The organism is Pseudomonas sp. YH-1 (assembly GCF_051990045.1).
Classification (GTDB): domain Bacteria; phylum Pseudomonadota; class Gammaproteobacteria; order Pseudomonadales; family Pseudomonadaceae; genus Pseudomonas; species Pseudomonas nicosulfuronedens.
On the sequence record NZ_CP178184.1, the window covers coordinates 1277762 to 1294264 of the forward strand.

Genomic DNA, 16503 nt, shown 5'->3' on the forward strand with positions numbered 1-16503 from the left:
CAGCCCTGTGACCAGGAGGTTTGCATGAAAGCCAATCTGCCCTCTGAGTTGCTGTCCCTGCAGCTGCCGTTGCGTATCCGCATCGGCGAGGCCCAGGCTTTCGACCTGGGCCCCGACCCGCAGGTAACTCTGGTTGTCCGCGATCCCACGCTGCTGACCGAGATCACCCATCCCAACCTCGATATCCTCGGTCGCGCCTACGTAGAGGGCCGCATGGACATCGAGGGGCCGATGCAGGAAGTGATCGCCACTGCCGACGCCCTCAGCGCTGCGCTGGGCGATGCCGACGACGATGCCGACTACGTGCGCAAGAGTCACGACAAGGCCACCGACGCCGAAGCCATTCACTACCACTACGACCTGTCCAACACGTTCTACCAGCTCTGGCTCGATCCCGAGATGGTGTACTCCTGCGCCTACTACGAGACCGGCAACGAAAACCTGGCCACTGCCCAGTTGGCCAAGCTGCGCCACCTGTGCCGCAAGCTGCGCCTCAAGCCTGGCGAGAAGCTGCTCGATGTCGGTTGCGGCTGGGGCGGACTGGCGCGCCTGGCGGCGCGGGAGTTCGGCGTGGAAGTGCATGGCATCACCCTCAGCGAGGAGCAACTCAAGCTCGGCCGCGAGCGGGTCGAGGCGGACGGGTTGGAAGGTAAAGTGACCCTGGAATTGCGAGATTACCGCGACCTGCCGCGTGACGGCCGCTACGACAAGGTGGTCAGCGTCGGCATGTTCGAACACGTCGGCCACGCCAACCTGGGCCTCTACTTCCAGCACCTGTACGACGCGGTACGGCCGGGCGGTCTGGTGATGAACCACGGGATCACCTCCAGCAATACCGACGGCCGTCCGGTCGGGCGCGGCGCCGGTGATTTCATCGACCGCTACGTGTTCCCCCACGGCGAGCTGCCGCACCTGTCGCTGGCCGTCGCGCGCATGAGCGAGGCGGGGCTCGAAGTGGTCGACGTCGAAGGCCTGCGCATGCATTACGCGCGCACCCTGGACTTCTGGAGTGCCAATCTCGAAGCCAAACTGGCTGAAGCGGCGAAACTGGTGCCCGACCAGGCTCTGCGCATCTGGCGCCTATACCTCGCCGGTTGTGCATACGGGTTCAAGAAGGGCTGGATCAATCTGCACCAGATTCTCGCCAGCAAGCCGCATACGGACGGCGGCCACGAGGTGCCCTGGAGCCGCCGCGACCTCTACACCTGAGCCTGTTCAGGGACTGCCATCGGGCCCGGCTTGCCGGGCCCGATGCATTTCCGGCGTGGAGCAAAAGGCTTGCATCGAGGGGCTCGGGAGGCTAAACCCCCTTTCCCCACTGACTCTTTGGTAGACGAATCATGGTGAATTTCTTCCCGGACCTGTCCCTTGTCGAACTCTCGCCCGCGCAGGCGCCCTGGTCGCTGTTGCTCAAGGCCGATCCCAGCCGCGAACAGATCGAGAGCTACCTGCCTGACTCCCGCCTGCTGGCGCTGAACGAGGCGGACTCCGTCCGTGGCGTACTGACGCTGACGCCCCGCGAGCCTGGCGTCGCCGAGATCACCAGCCTCGCGGTGGAGGACGAATGGCAAGAGCGCGGCCTGGGCCGGCGTCTGCTGCTGGCGGCCATCGAGCAGGCACGCGAGGCCGGCTTGCAGCGCCTGACCATCGCCACCGGCAACTCCAGCCAGGCCCAACTCGGCCTGTACCAGCGCCTGGGCTTCCGCATCGTTGGCATCGAGACGGATCACTTCGTGCGGCATTATCCCGAGCCGATCTACGAGAATGGCATCCAGTGTCGCGACCAGATTCGTCTGGCGCTCGACCTCGGCGCCTAGTCGCGCCTCCAGCGACTCACCGCTACCGCATCGTGGGCGTGCAGGCTTTCCGCATGCACCACGCGCACCTCGAAACCTGACACTTCTTCGCGCTGCAGCAGCGCCCGGTGCAGCCGGCGTGCGGCGTCCTCGCAGAACATCAGGTTCTGCCCGTTGGCCAGGGCGAAGGCCTGTTCGTCGGCGCGTTTCACCGCCGTCTGCACGGCGGTGCCGAGGGCTTCTTCGGCTTGGTCGATCAGCTCGCTGAAGGCGAATGCCCGCGCGGTCGGACCGAGTTGCACCTTCAGCTGTGCCTCGCTGCGCTGGCTGTGCGGCGTGGCGACTATGCCCTGCGGGCTGCCTAGCCAGGCGCGGACCTCGCTGGCCTTCAGTGGTCGGCCGGCGAAGTCGCTGTCGAAGCGCTCCTGGATCAACTGGCGAGCGAGTGCCGCCGAGCACGGGCAGGTCGAGGAATAGGGCAGGCTCAGACGCAACTCCAGCTGCAGCGCATCGTCCTCAAGCTGCACATGGATCTCGCAGGGATAGCGCTTCCAACCGCTCAGCGGGCTGACCAGTGCCGGTCGTCGCAGCATCAGTTCGAAACGCAGTGCCAGGCTGGCGCGGCGGGAGAGCTGCGCGTGGCTGCGGAGAAACTGCTTGAGCAGGTCACGCAGCAGGGTGGGTGAAAGCTCCGCTTCCGCCAGTGCCTCCAGCGCCAGGTACAGCCGTGACATGTGGATGCCGCGCGCCTCCGCTTCGTCGAGGCTGACGCCGGCATCGGCATACGCGGCAACGCGCTCGCCCGCGATACGCAGCGGCGCGGCGATGCCTTGCATGCCGACCCAATCGAGCGGAATGGGCAGGCGGGTGGATTGGCAGGCGATGTCCGGGAGCAGGGAGGTCATGGGCGGGTCACGATCGGCAATTGTTATAATATAACGTATTTGCTTCCCGGCGATCCCGCAATGGTCTTTAGCGCGGCTGCTGCTTGCAGCCGCTGACCCGGCCGCAGGTCAGGCGCGCGCTGTCGCCCGAGGAACTGCTGAAGCGGCTGATGTTGGTCCAGCCGATACCGCGGCTGGTACCAACCCACACCTGGCCATCGCTGGTTACGCCGCTGAAGAAGGTCAGGCTGCCGTAGCGCGTGCCGGTCTGCGCCCAGCGCCGTCCGCTGCTCGCCTCGAAGCCACGCAGGTAGGTGTCGTGGCCCTGGGTGGCGACGCTGTAGAGATTCCCTGAATCGTCCATGCAGGCCAGCACCGAGGCTGACCAGGCGCAGCGCGCCGGCTTTTCGCCGGGAAACGGCAGCGGCGCGGTACCGCTGCCATGGGCGAAGGAAGCGAACAGGCAGAGAAGCAGGGTGCGGCGCAGCATCGAGGGTCTCGGCAGGCGGGTGGAGCGAAGCGTCGATATCGCACGTCGGCAGGCTATTGTCGAGCATGCATTGTTATAATATAACATAAAAGATCACTCCCTTCCGGAGACGGTCATGACCGAACAGGAACTGCTCGCCCAGCCCGGCGAGGCCTACATGAGCGAGGCGCAACAGGGCTATTTCCGCGCATTGCTGCTGGACCAGCGCGACGAGCTGCAGGTCCGCATCGAAGAAGAATTCCAGGCACTGCAGGACCCCGAGCGGGCCAGCGACGAAGCCGATGTCGCCAGTCGCGAGGAGTCGCGCCAGTGGCAACTGCGCCTGCTGGAACGTGAGAAGAAGCTGCTCGACAAGATCGACCAGGCGCTGGAGCGCCTGGCCCGGGGCGATTACGGCTGGTGCGAGGAAACCGGCGAACCGATCGGCTTGCGCCGCCTGCTGCTGCGCCCCACCGCCTCGCTGTGCATCGAGGCCAAGGAGCGCCAGGAACGGCGCGAACTGCACGTCCGCGAAGCCTGAATTTCCTGGAGAAGCCCACCGTGAACGCCCCACTTCCCGTTACCGTCCTGTCCGGCTTCCTCGGCGCCGGCAAGAGCACGCTGCTCAACCACGTGCTGAAGAACCGCGAAAACCTCAAGGTCGCGGTCATCGTCAACGACATGAGCGAAATCAACATCGACGGCCGCGAGGTACAGCGCGATGTCAGCCTCACCCGGGGCCAGGAGCGCCTGGTGGAGATGAGCAACGGCTGCATCTGCTGCACCCTGCGCGAAGACCTGCTGGAAGAGGTGAGCCGCCTCGCCGGCGAGGGCTGCTTCGACTACCTGCTGATCGAGTCCACCGGCATCTCCGAACCGCTGCCGGTGGCCGAGACCTTCACCTTCCGCGACGAGCAGGGCCGCAGCCTGTCGGACCTGGCGCGGCTGGACACGCTGGTCACGGTGGTCGACGGGCTGAACTTCCTCGCCGACTACCAGGGCGCCGACAGCCTTGCCGAGCGTGGTGAAACCCTGGGCGAGGACGACGAGCGCTCGCTCAGCGACCTGCTGGTGGAGCAGGTGGAGTTCGCCGACGTGATCCTGGTGAGCAAGATCGACCTGATCGGCAGCGCCGAGCGTGACGAGTTGCTGGCTATCCTGCGCCGACTCAACCCCGATGCCGACATCCAGCCCATGGTCATGGGCCAGGTGCCGCTGGCGCGCATCCTCGACACCGGCCGTTTCGACTTCCAGCGCGCCGAGCGGGCGCCGGGCTGGCTCAAGGAGCTGCGCGGCGAGCACCTGCCGGAGACCGAGGCCTATGGCATCTCCTCGGAGGTCTACCGGGCGCGCCGGCCTTTCCACCCGCAACGCTTCCATGACTTTCTCGCCCAGCCCTGGAGCAACGGCCGGCTGCTGCGTTCCAAGGGCTTCTTCTGGCTGGCCAGTCGCTACCGCGAGGCCGGCAGCTGGTCCCAGGCCGGCGGCCTGATGCGTCACGGCCTGGCCGGGCGCTGGTGGCGCTTCGTCCCGCGCGAGCACTGGCCGCAGGACACCACCGAGTTGCAGGGCGTGCTGCGCCACTGGCGCGAGGACAGCGGCGATTGCCGCCAGGAGCTGGTGTTCATCGGCCAGAACCTGGACTTCCCGCGGCTGTTCGGCGAACTGGACCATTGCCTGCTGGACGACGAGGAAATGGCCGCCGGCACCACCGCCTGGAAGCGTCTGCCCGACCCCTTCGAACCCTGGGAGGCCAGCGCCTGATGCTCGCCCTCCAAACCCCTGCCTGGCCGCGCCAGGTGCTTGGCGACGACCCCCAGGTGCTAGCCGAAGTGCTCAAGGAAGATGTCAATCTGGCGGTCTGGCAACGCACGCTGTACCCGGAAATCAGTACTTTCGCGGGTTGGTTGAGCACCCAGGGACTGGACCTCAGGCAAAGCCTGGAAGTGCTCGATGAGCGCGTCGAACTGGGCGACCTGCTGTGCCAGTACGCGATGCTCGATGGCTGCACGCTGTTTCGCAGTGACCTGCAATGGCTGGCCGAAGCCTTCGCCTGCCTGACCGGCGCAAGGCGTATCGGTTTGCGCCTGCGTAGCCTGGACAAGGCCATGTGTCCGCGCTTCCACGTCGATCACGTGCCGCTGCGCCTGGTCACTACCTATGCCGGGCCCGCCAGCCAGTGGCTGGAGGAGTGGGCCATGGCCCGTGCGCGGCTGGGCGATGCGGCGGCAGAACCGGTCAGCCGGGCCGAGATACGTCAGATGTCCGCCGGCGACGTGGGGCTGTTCAAGGGCGAGAAATGGGCCGGCAATCTGGGCGCAGGCATCGTCCACCGCTCGCCGCTGCCGGCGCCGGGTGAGCGCCGCCTGCTGCTGACGCTCGACTGGCTCGGCTGAGGTTTCCCGCGGGCAAAAAAATGGGCCACCCGGGGAGAGCGGCCCAATTCACCAAGATCATGTCCGGCGTGGGGTGCCGGGAGGGTGTGAGGTACCCGCCGACAGTAAGCCCGAGCCGTGTGACAGGGCGATGACCGCTACAGTGGTTTGCGCCAGTGGCCATTGCTCTGCTGCTCGCAGAATGGCTGGAGGACGCGCGCGTCGCTGGCTACGCCGTAGTAGTGGATGTCCTGGCGGTAGGGCACGCCCTGGGTCTGGGCGTTCTCGCAGACACCGAAGGCGCCGCTGGGACAATTTTCGGCGTAGGTCACCTCGACCTTCTGGTCTTTCAGCTGCGGCTGGCAGAAGCCCTCGCGGAAGAGTTTTTCCGGGATGGTGCGGTTCTGCTGGCAGACTTTCACGTCGACGTCCTTGCCCTGGGTGTGCACCACGCAGGCCTCGCCGTGGGCAAGCAGGGGCAGGCAGGCGAGGGCGAGGGGCAGCAACAGGCGCATGATCGATCCGGGGGTGGCGTGACGAAGCCGCGACTCTAGCGCTTTTCCCGGCGAGCGTCAGGCGGCACCATGGGCGAATGTTGAAGCAGATCCCGACTCATCTCATTGCCGGCCCCCTCGGGGCGGGCAAGACCAGCCTGCTGCAGGACTTGCTGGCGCAACGCCCGGCAGGCGAACGCTGGGCTGTGCTGGTCAACGAATTCGGCCAGGTTGGCTTGGACGCCGCGCTGTTATCCCGCGACGAGGATGGCATCGCCCTGGGCGAAGTCGCCGGTGGCTGCCTGTGCTGCGTGAATGGCGCGCCGTTCCAGGTCGGCCTCGGCCGGCTGCTGCGCAAGGCCCGGCCGCAACGTGTCTTCATCGAGCCGTCCGGCCTGGGTCATCCCGCGCAGCTGCTTGCGCAACTGCACGCCGCGCCCTGGCAGGGCGTGCTTGCCGTGCAGCCGCTGGTGATGGTGCTGGATGCCGCCGCACTGGCCGCCGGGCAACTCTTGCCCGAAGCGCAGCAACAGGCGCTGGGCGACGCAGCGCTGTTGCTGATGAACAAGTCCGAAGCCCTGGATGGTGCGGCGCGTGCGGCACTGGTGGCGCGCTTGCCGGAGCTGCCGTTGCGCTGGACGACTCAGGGCCGGCTGTCTCTGGATGAGCTGCCGAGTGCATCGATCGAAGCGGTGGGCGCTGATTTGCCGCAGGGCACTTCGCCAGGTGAACCGGCGATGCTATTGCGCCGTGAATCGCCGTTGCGCCAGGTCCGCGTCGAAGAGGGCCGACAGGCGGTCGGCTGGCGCTTCCACCGTGACTGGCGGTTCCGCACCGCCGAGCTGGATGCCTGGCTGGCCGGGCTTCCTGGCCTGTTGCGTGCCAAGGCGGTGCTGCACGGCGAGGACGCCTGGCTGGCCTGCAACCGTACCGTCGGTCCGGCGCCGTGGACGCCCAGCGCCTGGCGCAAAGACAGCCGGATAGAGCTGATCCTGGCCGCTGAGCTTGATCCACAGGCCTTGCAGGACGACCTTTTGCGCTGCGCCATCGCACCGATCTGACAGAGAAGGTTGCCCTCGCGTAACGAGTGAATGATAATAATTATCAGCAGATACTGCTTCGTGAACTCTTCCCGCAGGCTTTCTCATGTCGTTACCCCAACCGCGTAAGGCGGCGGACGCAAGTCCTGCCGTAGACGCTGAGGAACAGCTGTTCACTTCCGCCGCGGCGGATGACGGCGCCCATTTGCCCAGCGTGAACGCCCAGCGCGTCAATGAGGCCACCTTGCGACTCGTCAGTTGTGCGGGCCCCCGCCGCGACGAGGAAGTGGTTCCCGAAGAGGTCCTGATCCCCTATGCCGCGCCGGTTGAAGGGGTGGAAGAAGGCGACCAGCCGCCGCCCCCCGGTGGCTGGTGGAAGTCCTCGGGCCTGGCGATCGCCATGCACGTGGCCATCGTCGCCGCGCTGGTCTGGGTGATGCCCACTCCGGCCGAGCTGAACCTGGGCGCCGGCGAAATGCCCAAGGCCATGCAGGTGAGCGTCGTTACGCTGCCACCCAAGCCCGAAGTTCAGCAGCCTCCCGCCGCCGCACCGACCCCGCCGCCGCCGGAACCCGAGCCGCCCAAGCCGATCGAGCCGCCCAAGCCGGTAGAAAAGCCCAAGCCCAAACCCAAGCCGCCCGAGAAGGCTGTGCCCAAGGTGTCGCCCAAGCCCAAGCCGAAACCCAAGCCCGAGCCGGACCCGGAGCCCGCAGAGGAAGCCGCCGCGCCGCCGACCCCGGCCGCCCCGCCGCCGCCCGCCGCGCCGACCGTCGGCCAGTTCACCCAGGGCGCCCAGGCTGCGCCGACCGGCTCGCAAGGCCCTGCCGGCCTGCCCACTGGTAGCCTGAACGACAGCGACATCAAGCCGCTGCGCATGGACCCACCGGTTTACCCGCGCATGGCGCTGAACCGCAGTATCGAAGGCCGGGTGAAGGTGCTGTTCACCATCACCAGCGATGGTCGCATCGCCGATATCCAGGTGCTGGAGTCCTCGCCGCCGCGCATGTTCGACAACGCCGTGCGCGACGCCATGGACAAGTGGCGCTTCGAGCCGCGCGTCAGCGGTGGCCGGATCGTCGCCCGCCAGGCGACCAAGGTGTTCTTCTTCAAGCTCGAAGGGCGTCGCTGACGGCCCTTGCGAGCCCAACAAAAAACGCGCCCAAGGGCGCGTTTTTTGTTGTCAGGCGAACGGCTTCTACAGATGTGGCAGCTCCCTTCGAAGGAGTTGCAGCGCCTCGCGCGCCCCGCCCACGGCGATCTTCGCCGGCACGCCGAGCATCAGGTTCAGCGGCAGGCCGAAGCCCTCGATCTGGTTGCCGTCGCGGTCGCGACCCGGCTCTTCGCCTTGCCACTCACAGGGCAAGCGTTCCGCGCAGCTACCGCCTTCGTCGATGTAGCCGAACAGCGGTTTGCCCAGCGCGGCGGCGTAGCCCAGTTCGAAGGCCGTGCCGCTGTCCGGCTCGGCACCGCGGAAGGGGTTGAGGTTGGCCAGCACCGCATCCGCCTGGCGGATCAGCTCGAGGTTCGCCTGGTAGATCCAGCGAGCCTGTTCGACCGGCTCGACGACTCCCTCCGGCACCGAATGATCCAGCGGGTAGAGCCCCTGCACGCCGAATTCGGCGCACAGGGCCTTGAGCCGCTCGCCCTGCTCGAAGGCATCGGGAAGGAACACGTCGGGGCCGGCGAGGTACAGCTTGAGCATGGTCAGAGTCCCATGAACGACAGCATCAGGAAGGTGGCGAACAGCACGAAGTGGGTCATGCCCTCGATGGCGTTGGTCTTGCCATCATGCAGGTTGTAGCCGGCGACCATCAGGGTGATGAACATCATGCCGGTCTGCAGCGGGGTCATCGCCATCTGGATCGGCTGGCCCTTGAACAGCGCCAGGGCCTCGATCACCGGCACGGTGAGGATCACGGTCGACAGCGAGGCACCCAGGGCGATGTTGACCACCGGCTGCATGCGGTTGGCCATGGCCGCGCGCAGGGCGGTGAGGATTTCCGGGCTGGCGGAGATCGCCGCCACCAGCAGCGCCGGCACGATAGGCGGCACGCCGCTGCCTTCCAGGCCGACGTCGAGAGCCTTGGACATCACCTCCGCCAGCGCGCCGATCAGCACCACGCCGACTACCAGCAGGCCCATGGACTGCTTGCTGTTACCGGGGGCCTCGTGGCCTTCGCCGTGCTCGCCGTGGGTGGCGTAGTTGTAGCTGAAGAAGTAGCTGTGCTGGCCGGTCTGCATGCGCAGGAACAGCGCGTAGAGCATGACCATGCAGCCGATGGTGAAGAACGAGTAGAGCTTCCACTGCTCGGCCGGGATCAGCTCCGGCACCACCATGGAGATGCCCACGGCGGTGAGGATCATGGTCACGTAGGTCTTGCCCGAGTCGTCGTTGTACGACTGCTCGCCGTGCTTCAACCCGCCGAGCAGCGCGGCCAGGCCGAGGATGCCGTTCATGTCGAGCATCACCGCGGCGTAGATGGTGTCGCGCGCCAGGGTCGGCGAGTGGTTGTGGCCCATCATGATCGCCAGGATCACCACCTCCACCAGCACTGCCGCCAGGGTCAGGATCATGGTGCCGTAGGGCTCGCCGACCTTCTCCGCGAGGATCTCGGCGTGGTGCGCCACGCGCAGCGAGACGCCAATGATCACCGCCAGCAGCGCACTGGCGGTGATCCCCGCGAGCAGCTTGCCGCCGCCCAGCAGGCTGTGTTCCAGCGGGTACACCGCAATCGCCACCAGCAGGGCGAGGAGGAGGAATTTTTCTTCTTTGAGCGCGCGCAGCATCGAGGGGGATGTCCATTCCGTAAGAGGCGAGTGCGCCATCTTAGGCAATGCTCGGAAGCCGCACCAGCGGACGCCGGTGCGACAGGGCGGCAGCCCCTCAGTGAGGCAGGCTGGTGCGCTCCAGGAATTGCTTCTGCACGGCGAAGATCTGCTCCGGCAGTGCCCGCAGCGTCTGGTAAGCGCTCGCCAGGTCCTGCGCGAGGAGCTCCTTCTGCGCCTTGTCATCGGTCTCCACATAACGCTTGAGTTGCTGGTAGTAGCCGATCTGCAGTTCGTAGTAATGCGAGAGGCTGCTGGCAAACTTGCTGGCTTCTTCGCTGTGCTGGAGCTGCTGCACCCGGTTCAGGTTCTTCTCGAGTTCGACGATGTGGTCGCCGGGGTTCTTCACCGGTGGAGTGGAGGGCGTCGTGCGACGGGTGTCGAAGTCGCCGTTGATCAAGCCCTCCATGTCCCGGTCAATCCGCTGCAGGTCGCGCAGGAAAGCCGAGGTCACCGCCTCGTTGTACTCCAGGTCGCCAGGTTGCCCGCAGGCCGCCAGGGCCAGGGCCAGCAGCAGTGCCAAAAGAATCTTGTTCATCGGATGGGCCGGGTGAAGGAGGAAACGCGATTCTAAGAAGCGACCCGGTCGGAAGATTTCGCGGATATCTGTCTTTTGCGTCAGAATTATCCCTGTCCACAGCGTGATGGGGCTCGCCGCCCCGCTGCCAATTGCTTGCCGGGTCGGCCTGTGTGCCAATGGCGACGCCTGACCCACCCATAACGAGACCTCACCCATGTACGACTGGCTCAATGCCCTGCCCAAGGCCGAACTGCACCTGCACCTGGAGGGTTCGCTGGAGCCCGAGCTGCTGTTCGCCCTGGCCGAGCGCAACAAGGTCGCCCTGCCGTGGGGTGACGTCGAGAGCCTGCGCAAGGCCTATGCGTTCAACAACCTGCAGGAATTCCTCGACCTCTACTACGCCGGCGCCGATGTGCTGCGTACCGAGCAGGACTTCTACGACCTGACCTGGGCGTACCTGCAGAAGTGCAAGGCGCAGAACGTCATCCACGTCGAGCCGTTCTTCGACCCGCAGACCCACACCGACCGGGGCGTTCCCTTCGAGGTGGTGCTGCGCGGCATCCAGGGCGCGCTCAAGGACGGCGAGAAGCAACTGGGCATCAGCCATGGCCTGATCCTCAGCTTCCTGCGCCACCTGTCCGAGGAAGAGGCGTTCAAGACCCTTGACCAGGCCATGCCGTTCCGTGATGCCTTCATCGCCGTCGGCCTGGACAGCTCCGAGGTCGGCCACCCGCCGAGCAAGTTCCAGCGCGTGTTCGACCGTGCCCGTAGCGAAGGCTTCCTGACCGTCGCGCACGCCGGCGAGGAAGGCCCGCCCGAATACATCTGGGAAGCCCTGGACCTGCTCAAGATCGAACGCATCGACCACGGCGTGCGCGCCATCGAGGACGAGCGACTGATGCAGCGCATCATCGACGAACAGATCCCGCTGACCGTCTGCCCGCTGTCCAACACCAAGCTCTGCGTGTTCGACCACATGCGCGAGCACAACATCCTCGACATGCTCGAGCGCGGCGTGAAAGTGACGGTGAACTCGGATGACCCGGCTTATTTCGGCGGCTATGTCACCGAGAACTTCCATGCCCTTCACGAGCACCTGGGCATGACCCAGGACCAGGCCAAGCGCCTGGCGCAGAACAGCCTGGATGCGCGGTTGGTGAAGTAATGAGGTCCGGCGTCGGCCTGTAGGACCCTCTCCCTAGCCCTCTCCCTGAAGGGAGAGGGGACTGTCCGTGCCGAGTTCGAATACACCGCTCCCCTTCACTTCCTCAAAGCCGCTGGAGAATGTCCGGTGCATGCCGGCATTCCCAAGCACTCCGAACGGCCCCTCTCCCGTTAGGGAGAGGGGCGCGCAGCACCGAAACTCCCCGAGCTTCCTTCCAAAAGCTCCCGTCCCGATCCGTCCCCTCATCTGGCGCCCGCGACCTTTCGCGCAACCCCTGCTACCCCTATAAGAACGGCTCTCCCACCGTCACGAGGTAGCAGCATGAACAGGATCGTCGCCATCACCGGCGGCTTCGGCCATCTGGGTAGCGTGGTCGGCCAGGCGTTCGCCGAGGCCGGCTGGCAGGTCGCCCTGCTCGATCGCGCCGTCGGCCCGCGTTATCCACAGGCAGGTGCGCTGTCCATCGGCGGTATCGACCTCACTGACTCTGCCGCCGCACGCGCCGCGCTGGAGCAGGTCAACGAGCATTTCGGCGGCCTGGACGCGCTGATCAACGTGGCCGGCGGCTTCCACTGGGAAACCCTGGCTGACGGCGACGTCGACACCTGGGACCTGATGTACCGCGTCAACCTGCGCACCGCCGTGGTCTCCAGCCAGGCCGCGCTGGCTCACCTGAAGGAACGCGGGCACGGGCGTATTCTCAATATCGCCGCGGCAGCGGCGACACGCGCGGCGCTGGGCATGGGCGCCTATGCGGCGGCCAAGGCCGGCGTCATGCGCCTGACCGAGGCGCTGGCGGAGGAGCTGAAGGACGCGCGCATCACCGTCAACGCGCTGATGCCGAGCATCATCGATACCCCGCAGAACCGCGCCGATATGCCCGACGCCGAGTTCGACCGATGGGTGAAGCCGGAGCAGTTGGCGGCGACCTTGCTGTTCCTCGCGTCGGATGCGGCGGCAGCCATCACCGGCGCGTGCATACCGGTGACCGGACGGGTGTGATTGCCTGGTTCTACGCAGGGAGCAGCTCTTCGTAGGAGCGAGCTTGCTCGCGAACGGATTTCCCGGCGACTCCAGTGTGTCGGCGGTTCGCGAGCAAGCTCGCTCCTACAGGGGCCGCAGGGCCAGGATCAAACTGCCCCCACGCTACGCAGGAAAGCCGCCAGGCAAGGGTTGTCGTTGTGCGGGCTCCAGGCCGCGCCGTATTCCACCTGCGGCGATTGCGCGATGGCGCGGAAGGCCACGCCGGGCAACTGCATTCGGCGCATCGAGTCCGGTACCAGCGATACACCCAGCCCCTCGGCCACCAGGTTGACGATGGTCTGCTGCAGATGCGTCTCCATGCGCACCGCCGGGGCGAAGCCATGCAGGCGGCAGCAGCCCATCACCGACTCGTGCAGCGCTGGCGCAGTGGCCGGCGGGAAGGTGATGAAGGGTTCGCCGGACAGCTCCGCCACGTCCAGCTCCGCTTCCTGCGCCAGGCCATGATCGGCTGGCAGCACCGCGCACAGCGGTTCGCGCTGCAGCGTGCGATAGAGCCGCTGGCCCGGTTCGCGCTCGGGGAAGGTCAACGCTACGTCCACTTCGCCGCTATCCAGTGCCGGGCCCAGGTCGCGCGGGAGCATCTCGTTGAGCACCAGCTTCACCTCCGGGTGGCCGTCGGCGAAGGCTTTCAGCAGGCGCGGCAACAACGTCCACGCGGCCAGCATGGTGAAGCCGATGCGCAGCTCGCCGCGCTCTCCGCGTGCCGTGGCGCTCGCCGAACGCACGGCGAGGTCGAGGCCGGCGAGCAGCGCTCGGGCGTGCTGCTGGAAGTCGCGGCCGGCGGCGGTCAGCTCCACCGAGCGCGAATGCCGGGCGAACAGCGGCGTGCCCAGTTCTTCTTCCAGTGCGGCGATCTGCCGGCTCAGCGGTGGCTGGGTGATGTGCAGCGCCTCGGCGGCGCGGCCGAAGTGCAGGTGCTCGGCAAGGGCGATGAAATAGCGCAACTGGCGGAAGTCGATCATCGATACGGATTGGGTATGAATGGGCATTCTAGTAAGCATTGGACGGTATCGATTGGCAACCCTATTCTCGCCTGCCGCTCCCGCTCTCCAGGTTCCCTGCCATGCACACCGTGTTCGCCGTCGTCCTGCCGATCTTCGCGCTGATCCTGGTGGGCTGGCTGTGCCGGCGTACCAACCGACTCGGCCCGCAGGCGGCGTCGGAGGTGAACAAGCTGGTGGTCTGGCTGTGCCTGCCGGCGCTGCTTTTCAAGGTCACCGCCACAGCAACCTGGGCGGAAATCTGGCAGCCAGGTTTCCTTGCCGCTTTCACCGGCGGTTGCCTGCTGGTGTTCTTCGCCACATTGGTCTGGCGCCTGCTGCAGGGGCGACCGCTGCCGGCGGCCAGCATCGACGGCCTCAGCGCGTCCTACGCCAACACCGGCTACATGGGCATCCCGCTGTGCCTGCTGGTGTTCGGCCAGGACGGCCTGGAGCCGGCGCTGATCGCCTCGCTGCTGGTGGTCTGCGTGCTGTTCGCCATCTCGGTGGTGTGCATCGAGGTCGGCCTGCAGGAGGAAAAGCACATCGGCCGCGCCGTGTGGGTGGTGACCAAGGCGCTGGGCAAGAACCCGCTGGTGGTGTCGCCGATCATCGGCGGGTTTTGGGCGGTGGCGGGCATGGGTCTGCCTGCGCCGTTGCTGCACTTCCTCGACATGCTCGCCGCTGCCACCACACCCTGCGCGCTGGTCTCCCTCGGCCTGTTCCTGGCGCAGCGCCAGGAAGGCGGCGAGCAGGTCGGTGCCTGGCCGCTGGTGGCGATCAAGCTGATCGGCCAGCCGCTGCTCACGGGTTTCCTTGCCTACAAGGTCTTTGACCTGCCGCCGTTGTGGGCGGATTCGGCGCTGCTGCTCAGCGCACTGCCCACCGGCACCGGGCCGTTCATGCTCGCCGAGTACTACCAGCGCGAAGCGGCGGTGGTATCGCGGAGCATTCTGCTGTCCACCCTGGGCTCGTTGGTGACGCTCTCGCTGTGCCTGCTGTGGATTGCCCGCTGAGCCCTGGCGCAATCGTTCGGGAGGGGATTGATCGTAGGATGGGTGGAGCGCAGCGATACCCATCGATTCGGCGCGCGGACAACATGGGTATCGCAAGCTCCACCCATCCTGCAAAGCCGCGTCGCCGGGCATAAAAAAACGGACCGGCCATCGCGGGGATGGCGGTCCGTTGCGCAAACGCAGGGGACCGTCACCGGGGAAAGGTGACGATCCAGACGCAGCCCCTCAGGCGTATGGCCCGAATTGCGTCAACGTTGCGATCAAGCCGGTTCGGTCAGCGCGCCCGAAGCGCGCTCGGATCGTTGGCGGCCGGAGATCCGGTGGGCGTCGCCCGCCGGAGCTGTGCCCTTGTCGTAGGGCTTGGCCAGCAGCATGTAGAGCCAGCCCGCGCCCAGCACCACGACGGTGGTGAGGATCATCGAGTAGTTGATGTACCAAGGTGCATCCGGGCTGCGCGGCCAGACCATGTTGACGATGGCGCCCAGGCCGTAGATCAGCGCGCCGACGTTCACCAGCGTGCCCCACGGGCCGAGGGTGAACTGGCCGCCGGGCACCCAGCCCTTGGCACGGGCGATCAGCGCAGCGATCACGATCAGCTGGAAGGCCACGTAGATGCCGATGGCGGCGAAGCCGACGATGGTCGCGGTCGCATCGGCCATGAACAGGCCCAGGCAGACGATGGCCGCCGGCACGACGCCGCTGACCACCAGCGCGGTGGACGGCACATGATTGGCGGACAGGCGCTGCAGTACGCGGCTGCCGACGATCATCTCGTCGCGGGCATAGGCGAACAGCAGGCGGCTGGCGGCGGCCTGCAGGCTGAGCACGCAGGAGATGAACGACACCAGCACCACTGCCATCACCAGGCGCGAGCCCACCGGGCCGAACGCGTTGGCCAGGATCGTGGAGACCGGATCGGTATCCTCGCCGTTGAGCACCTTGTGCATATCCGGCACCGAGAGGATCAGCGCCAGGCAGGCGAACATTGCGGCGGCGCCACCGATGTAGATGGTCATGCGCATCGCCTTGGGAATGCGCTTGCCGGGGTTGGGGGTTTCCTCGGCGACGTCACCGCAGGCCTCGAAGCCGTAGTACTGGAACAGGCCGGCGAGGGAGGCGGCGAGGAACGCCGGCAAGTAGGAGCCGTTGCTGCCCAGATCGAAGGTATCGAACAGCACGCTGAAGCTCTGGTGGCGCTCGAAGATCAGCAGGTAGCCGCCGACCAGGATTGCGCCGATCAGCTCGCAGAGGAAGCCGAACATCGCGACCCGCGCCAGCAGCTTGGTGCCCACCAGGTTCAGGCCGGTGGAAACCAGGATTAGCACCAGGGCAATGTAGATGCTGACGTCGGCGCTCGGCTCGAAGCCCAGCAACGCGGCAAGGTACGGACCGGCGCCGACGGATACGCCGGCAATGGTCGCGCACAGCGCCCAGGCGTAGACCCAGCCGACCATCCACGCCCAACGCTTGCCCACCAGGCGTCGCGCCCAGGGGTAGACGCCACCGGAGATGGGGAACTGCGAGACGATCTCGCCGAAGATCAGGCACACCAGCAACTGGCCCAGGCCGATCAGCAGGTAGGACCAGAACATCGGCGGCCCACCGGCGGCCAGGCACAGGCCGAACAGGGTGTAGACGCCCACGACGGGCGACAGATAGGTGAAGCCCAGGGAGAAGTTCTCCCACAGGCTCATGCTGCGTTCGAAGTTGGAGCTGTAGCCGAGGGCGGCGAGCTGCTCGGCATCTTGATCGGTAACGCCAGCGGCACGCTTGGCAGGGGACCCACTCATCGTTGTTTCCTCTCAGGGGGTTGATGGGCAGAAGGCAATCGGCCGGCGGGCCTCACGACGCCCGCCGGTTCCCTTTTCGGGTTTGTAGTTGTGTGTTTTTGCTA

At 66.4% G+C, this 16503-nt stretch carries 18 protein-coding genes; 10 read left to right on the forward strand and 8 right to left on the reverse strand.

All coding sequences use genetic code 11. The features are described 5' to 3' along the window. Positions 1 to 24: 24 nt before the first annotated feature. Together cfaB and ACKI1H_RS05815 are read left to right on the forward strand one after the other, a co-directional pair. Positions 25 to 1209, forward strand: a complete 1185-nt coding sequence (gene cfaB / locus ACKI1H_RS05810; RefSeq protein WP_440467877.1) for a C17 cyclopropane fatty acid synthase CfaB — start codon at positions 25 to 27, stop codon at positions 1207 to 1209. Between the two features lie 131 nt (positions 1210 to 1340). Continuing rightward, the gene (locus ACKI1H_RS05815; protein WP_440467878.1) at positions 1341 to 1817 is read left to right on the forward strand and encodes a GNAT family N-acetyltransferase; all 477 of its coding nucleotides are present in this window, start codon (positions 1341 to 1343) and stop codon (positions 1815 to 1817) included. On the opposite strand, the gene folE2 is transcribed toward ACKI1H_RS05815, so the two are convergent. Continuing rightward, positions 1814 to 2701, reverse strand: a complete 888-nt coding sequence (folE2, locus tag ACKI1H_RS05820) for a GTP cyclohydrolase FolE2 (protein WP_138519882.1) — start codon at positions 2699 to 2701, stop codon at positions 1814 to 1816. The two genes, ACKI1H_RS05815 and folE2, sit on opposite strands and share 4 nt — an antisense overlap. A 67-nt stretch (positions 2702 to 2768) precedes the next feature. Next, the gene (locus ACKI1H_RS05825; protein WP_440467879.1) at positions 2769 to 3170 is read right to left on the reverse strand and encodes a hypothetical protein; all 402 of its coding nucleotides are present in this window, start codon (positions 3168 to 3170) and stop codon (positions 2769 to 2771) included. A gap of 115 nt (positions 3171 to 3285) precedes the next feature. Here ACKI1H_RS05825 and dksA point away from each other — a divergent pair, with 115 nt between their 5' ends. The 3 genes from dksA to ACKI1H_RS05840 are packed head-to-tail and all read left to right on the forward strand — an operon-like array spanning position 3286 to position 5545. Next, positions 3286 to 3690 carry an RNA polymerase-binding protein DksA gene (gene dksA / locus ACKI1H_RS05830; RefSeq protein WP_138519880.1) on the forward strand — a complete coding sequence of 135 codons (405 nt, stop codon included), beginning with the start codon at positions 3286 to 3288 and terminating at the stop codon, positions 3688 to 3690. 20 nt (positions 3691 to 3710) lie between these two features. Further along, positions 3711 to 4913 carry a zinc metallochaperone GTPase ZigA gene (gene zigA, locus ACKI1H_RS05835; RefSeq protein ID WP_440467880.1) on the forward strand — a complete coding sequence of 401 codons (1203 nt, stop codon included), beginning with the start codon at positions 3711 to 3713 and terminating at the stop codon, positions 4911 to 4913. Beyond that, complete coding sequence (locus ACKI1H_RS05840; protein WP_138519878.1) at positions 4913 to 5545, forward strand: DUF1826 domain-containing protein; 633 nt, start codon at positions 4913 to 4915, stop codon at positions 5543 to 5545. The genes zigA and ACKI1H_RS05840 overlap by 1 nt, the downstream gene beginning before the upstream one ends. Positions 5546 to 5682: 137 nt before the next feature. On the opposite strand, the gene ACKI1H_RS05845 is transcribed toward ACKI1H_RS05840, so the two are convergent. Next, positions 5683 to 6039 (reverse strand): NADH:ubiquinone oxidoreductase, encoded by a 357-nt coding sequence (locus ACKI1H_RS05845; RefSeq protein WP_138519877.1) that lies wholly within the window; start codon positions 6037 to 6039, stop codon positions 5683 to 5685. 77 nt (positions 6040 to 6116) lie between these two features. Between ACKI1H_RS05845 and ACKI1H_RS05850 the strand changes: the two genes are divergently transcribed. Both ACKI1H_RS05850 and ACKI1H_RS05855 read left to right on the forward strand, forming a co-directional pair. Continuing rightward, on the forward strand, positions 6117 to 7079 hold the full coding sequence (locus ACKI1H_RS05850) for a CobW family GTP-binding protein (RefSeq protein WP_440467881.1): 963 nt from the start codon (positions 6117 to 6119) through the stop codon (positions 7077 to 7079). Positions 7080 to 7164: 85 nt separating this feature from the next. Further along, positions 7165 to 8187, forward strand: a complete 1023-nt coding sequence (locus ACKI1H_RS05855; protein WP_138519875.1) for an energy transducer TonB — start codon at positions 7165 to 7167, stop codon at positions 8185 to 8187. Between the two features lie 66 nt (positions 8188 to 8253). Here ACKI1H_RS05855 and ACKI1H_RS05860 read toward each other — a convergent pair whose 3' ends face one another. The 3 genes from ACKI1H_RS05860 to lptM all read right to left on the reverse strand — a co-directional run bounded on the left by ACKI1H_RS05860 (position 8254) and on the right by lptM (position 10422). After that, the gene (locus ACKI1H_RS05860; RefSeq protein ID WP_440467882.1) at positions 8254 to 8760 is read right to left on the reverse strand and encodes a nucleoside 2-deoxyribosyltransferase; all 507 of its coding nucleotides are present in this window, start codon (positions 8758 to 8760) and stop codon (positions 8254 to 8256) included. Positions 8761 to 8762: 2 nt separating this feature from the next. Further along, positions 8763 to 9845, reverse strand: coding sequence for a calcium:proton antiporter (locus tag ACKI1H_RS05865; RefSeq protein ID WP_138519873.1), 1083 nt, complete (start codon positions 9843 to 9845; stop codon positions 8763 to 8765). Positions 9846 to 9942: 97 nt separating this feature from the next. Then, positions 9943 to 10422, reverse strand: a complete 480-nt coding sequence (lptM, locus tag ACKI1H_RS05870) for an LPS translocon maturation chaperone LptM (protein WP_138519872.1) — start codon at positions 10420 to 10422, stop codon at positions 9943 to 9945. Positions 10423 to 10618: 196 nt separating this feature from the next. Between lptM and ACKI1H_RS05875 the strand changes: the two genes are divergently transcribed. After that, positions 10619 to 11569 (forward strand): adenosine deaminase, encoded by a 951-nt coding sequence (locus tag ACKI1H_RS05875; RefSeq protein ID WP_440467883.1) that lies wholly within the window; start codon positions 10619 to 10621, stop codon positions 11567 to 11569. Between the two features lie 321 nt (positions 11570 to 11890). Then, positions 11891 to 12571: an SDR family NAD(P)-dependent oxidoreductase gene (locus ACKI1H_RS05880; protein ID WP_440467884.1), complete on the forward strand. Its 681-nt coding sequence runs from the start codon at positions 11891 to 11893 to the stop codon at positions 12569 to 12571. A gap of 128 nt (positions 12572 to 12699) precedes the next feature. On the opposite strand, the gene ACKI1H_RS05885 is transcribed toward ACKI1H_RS05880, so the two are convergent. After that, positions 12700 to 13602 carry a LysR substrate-binding domain-containing protein gene (locus tag ACKI1H_RS05885; RefSeq protein WP_440467885.1) on the reverse strand — a complete coding sequence of 301 codons (903 nt, stop codon included), beginning with the start codon at positions 13600 to 13602 and terminating at the stop codon, positions 12700 to 12702. Between the two features lie 74 nt (positions 13603 to 13676). Between ACKI1H_RS05885 and ACKI1H_RS05890 the strand changes: the two genes are divergently transcribed. Continuing rightward, the gene (locus tag ACKI1H_RS05890) at positions 13677 to 14609 is read left to right on the forward strand and encodes an AEC family transporter (RefSeq protein ID WP_440467886.1); all 933 of its coding nucleotides are present in this window, start codon (positions 13677 to 13679) and stop codon (positions 14607 to 14609) included. Between the two features lie 260 nt (positions 14610 to 14869). On the opposite strand, the gene ACKI1H_RS05895 is transcribed toward ACKI1H_RS05890, so the two are convergent. Beyond that, positions 14870 to 16399, reverse strand: coding sequence for an APC family permease (locus ACKI1H_RS05895; RefSeq protein WP_440467887.1), 1530 nt, complete (start codon positions 16397 to 16399; stop codon positions 14870 to 14872). Positions 16400 to 16503: the final 104 nt, after the last annotated feature.

What these genes read in the sequence shown, in the direction of transcription:
- cfaB (WP_440467877.1), top strand. Translation starts at nt 25, where the DNA reads ATGAAAGCCAATCTGCCCTCTGAGTTGCTGTCCCTGCAGCTGCCGTTG.
- ACKI1H_RS05815 (WP_440467878.1), top strand. Translation starts at nt 1,341, where the DNA reads ATGGTGAATTTCTTCCCGGACCTGTCCCTTGTCGAACTCTCGCCCGCG.
- folE2 (WP_138519882.1), bottom strand. Translation starts at nt 2,701, where the DNA reads ATGACCTCCCTGCTCCCGGACATCGCCTGCCAATCCACCCGCCTGCCC.
- ACKI1H_RS05825 (WP_440467879.1), bottom strand. Translation starts at nt 3,170, where the DNA reads ATGCTGCGCCGCACCCTGCTTCTCTGCCTGTTCGCTTCCTTCGCCCAT.
- dksA (WP_138519880.1), top strand. Translation starts at nt 3,286, where the DNA reads ATGACCGAACAGGAACTGCTCGCCCAGCCCGGCGAGGCCTACATGAGC.
- ACKI1H_RS05840 (WP_138519878.1), top strand. Translation starts at nt 4,913, where the DNA reads ATGCTCGCCCTCCAAACCCCTGCCTGGCCGCGCCAGGTGCTTGGCGAC.
- ACKI1H_RS05845 (WP_138519877.1), bottom strand. Translation starts at nt 6,039, where the DNA reads ATGCGCCTGTTGCTGCCCCTCGCCCTCGCCTGCCTGCCCCTGCTTGCC.
- ACKI1H_RS05850 (WP_440467881.1), top strand. Translation starts at nt 6,117, where the DNA reads ATGTTGAAGCAGATCCCGACTCATCTCATTGCCGGCCCCCTCGGGGCG.
- ACKI1H_RS05855 (WP_138519875.1), top strand. Translation starts at nt 7,165, where the DNA reads ATGTCGTTACCCCAACCGCGTAAGGCGGCGGACGCAAGTCCTGCCGTA.
- ACKI1H_RS05860 (WP_440467882.1), bottom strand. Translation starts at nt 8,760, where the DNA reads ATGCTCAAGCTGTACCTCGCCGGCCCCGACGTGTTCCTTCCCGATGCC.
- ACKI1H_RS05865 (WP_138519873.1), bottom strand. Translation starts at nt 9,845, where the DNA reads ATGCTGCGCGCGCTCAAAGAAGAAAAATTCCTCCTCCTCGCCCTGCTG.
- lptM (WP_138519872.1), bottom strand. Translation starts at nt 10,422, where the DNA reads ATGAACAAGATTCTTTTGGCACTGCTGCTGGCCCTGGCCCTGGCGGCC.
- ACKI1H_RS05875 (WP_440467883.1), top strand. Translation starts at nt 10,619, where the DNA reads ATGTACGACTGGCTCAATGCCCTGCCCAAGGCCGAACTGCACCTGCAC.
- ACKI1H_RS05880 (WP_440467884.1), top strand. Translation starts at nt 11,891, where the DNA reads ATGAACAGGATCGTCGCCATCACCGGCGGCTTCGGCCATCTGGGTAGC.
- ACKI1H_RS05885 (WP_440467885.1), bottom strand. Translation starts at nt 13,602, where the DNA reads ATGCCCATTCATACCCAATCCGTATCGATGATCGACTTCCGCCAGTTG.
- ACKI1H_RS05890 (WP_440467886.1), top strand. Translation starts at nt 13,677, where the DNA reads ATGCACACCGTGTTCGCCGTCGTCCTGCCGATCTTCGCGCTGATCCTG.
- ACKI1H_RS05895 (WP_440467887.1), bottom strand. Translation starts at nt 16,399, where the DNA reads ATGAGTGGGTCCCCTGCCAAGCGTGCCGCTGGCGTTACCGATCAAGAT.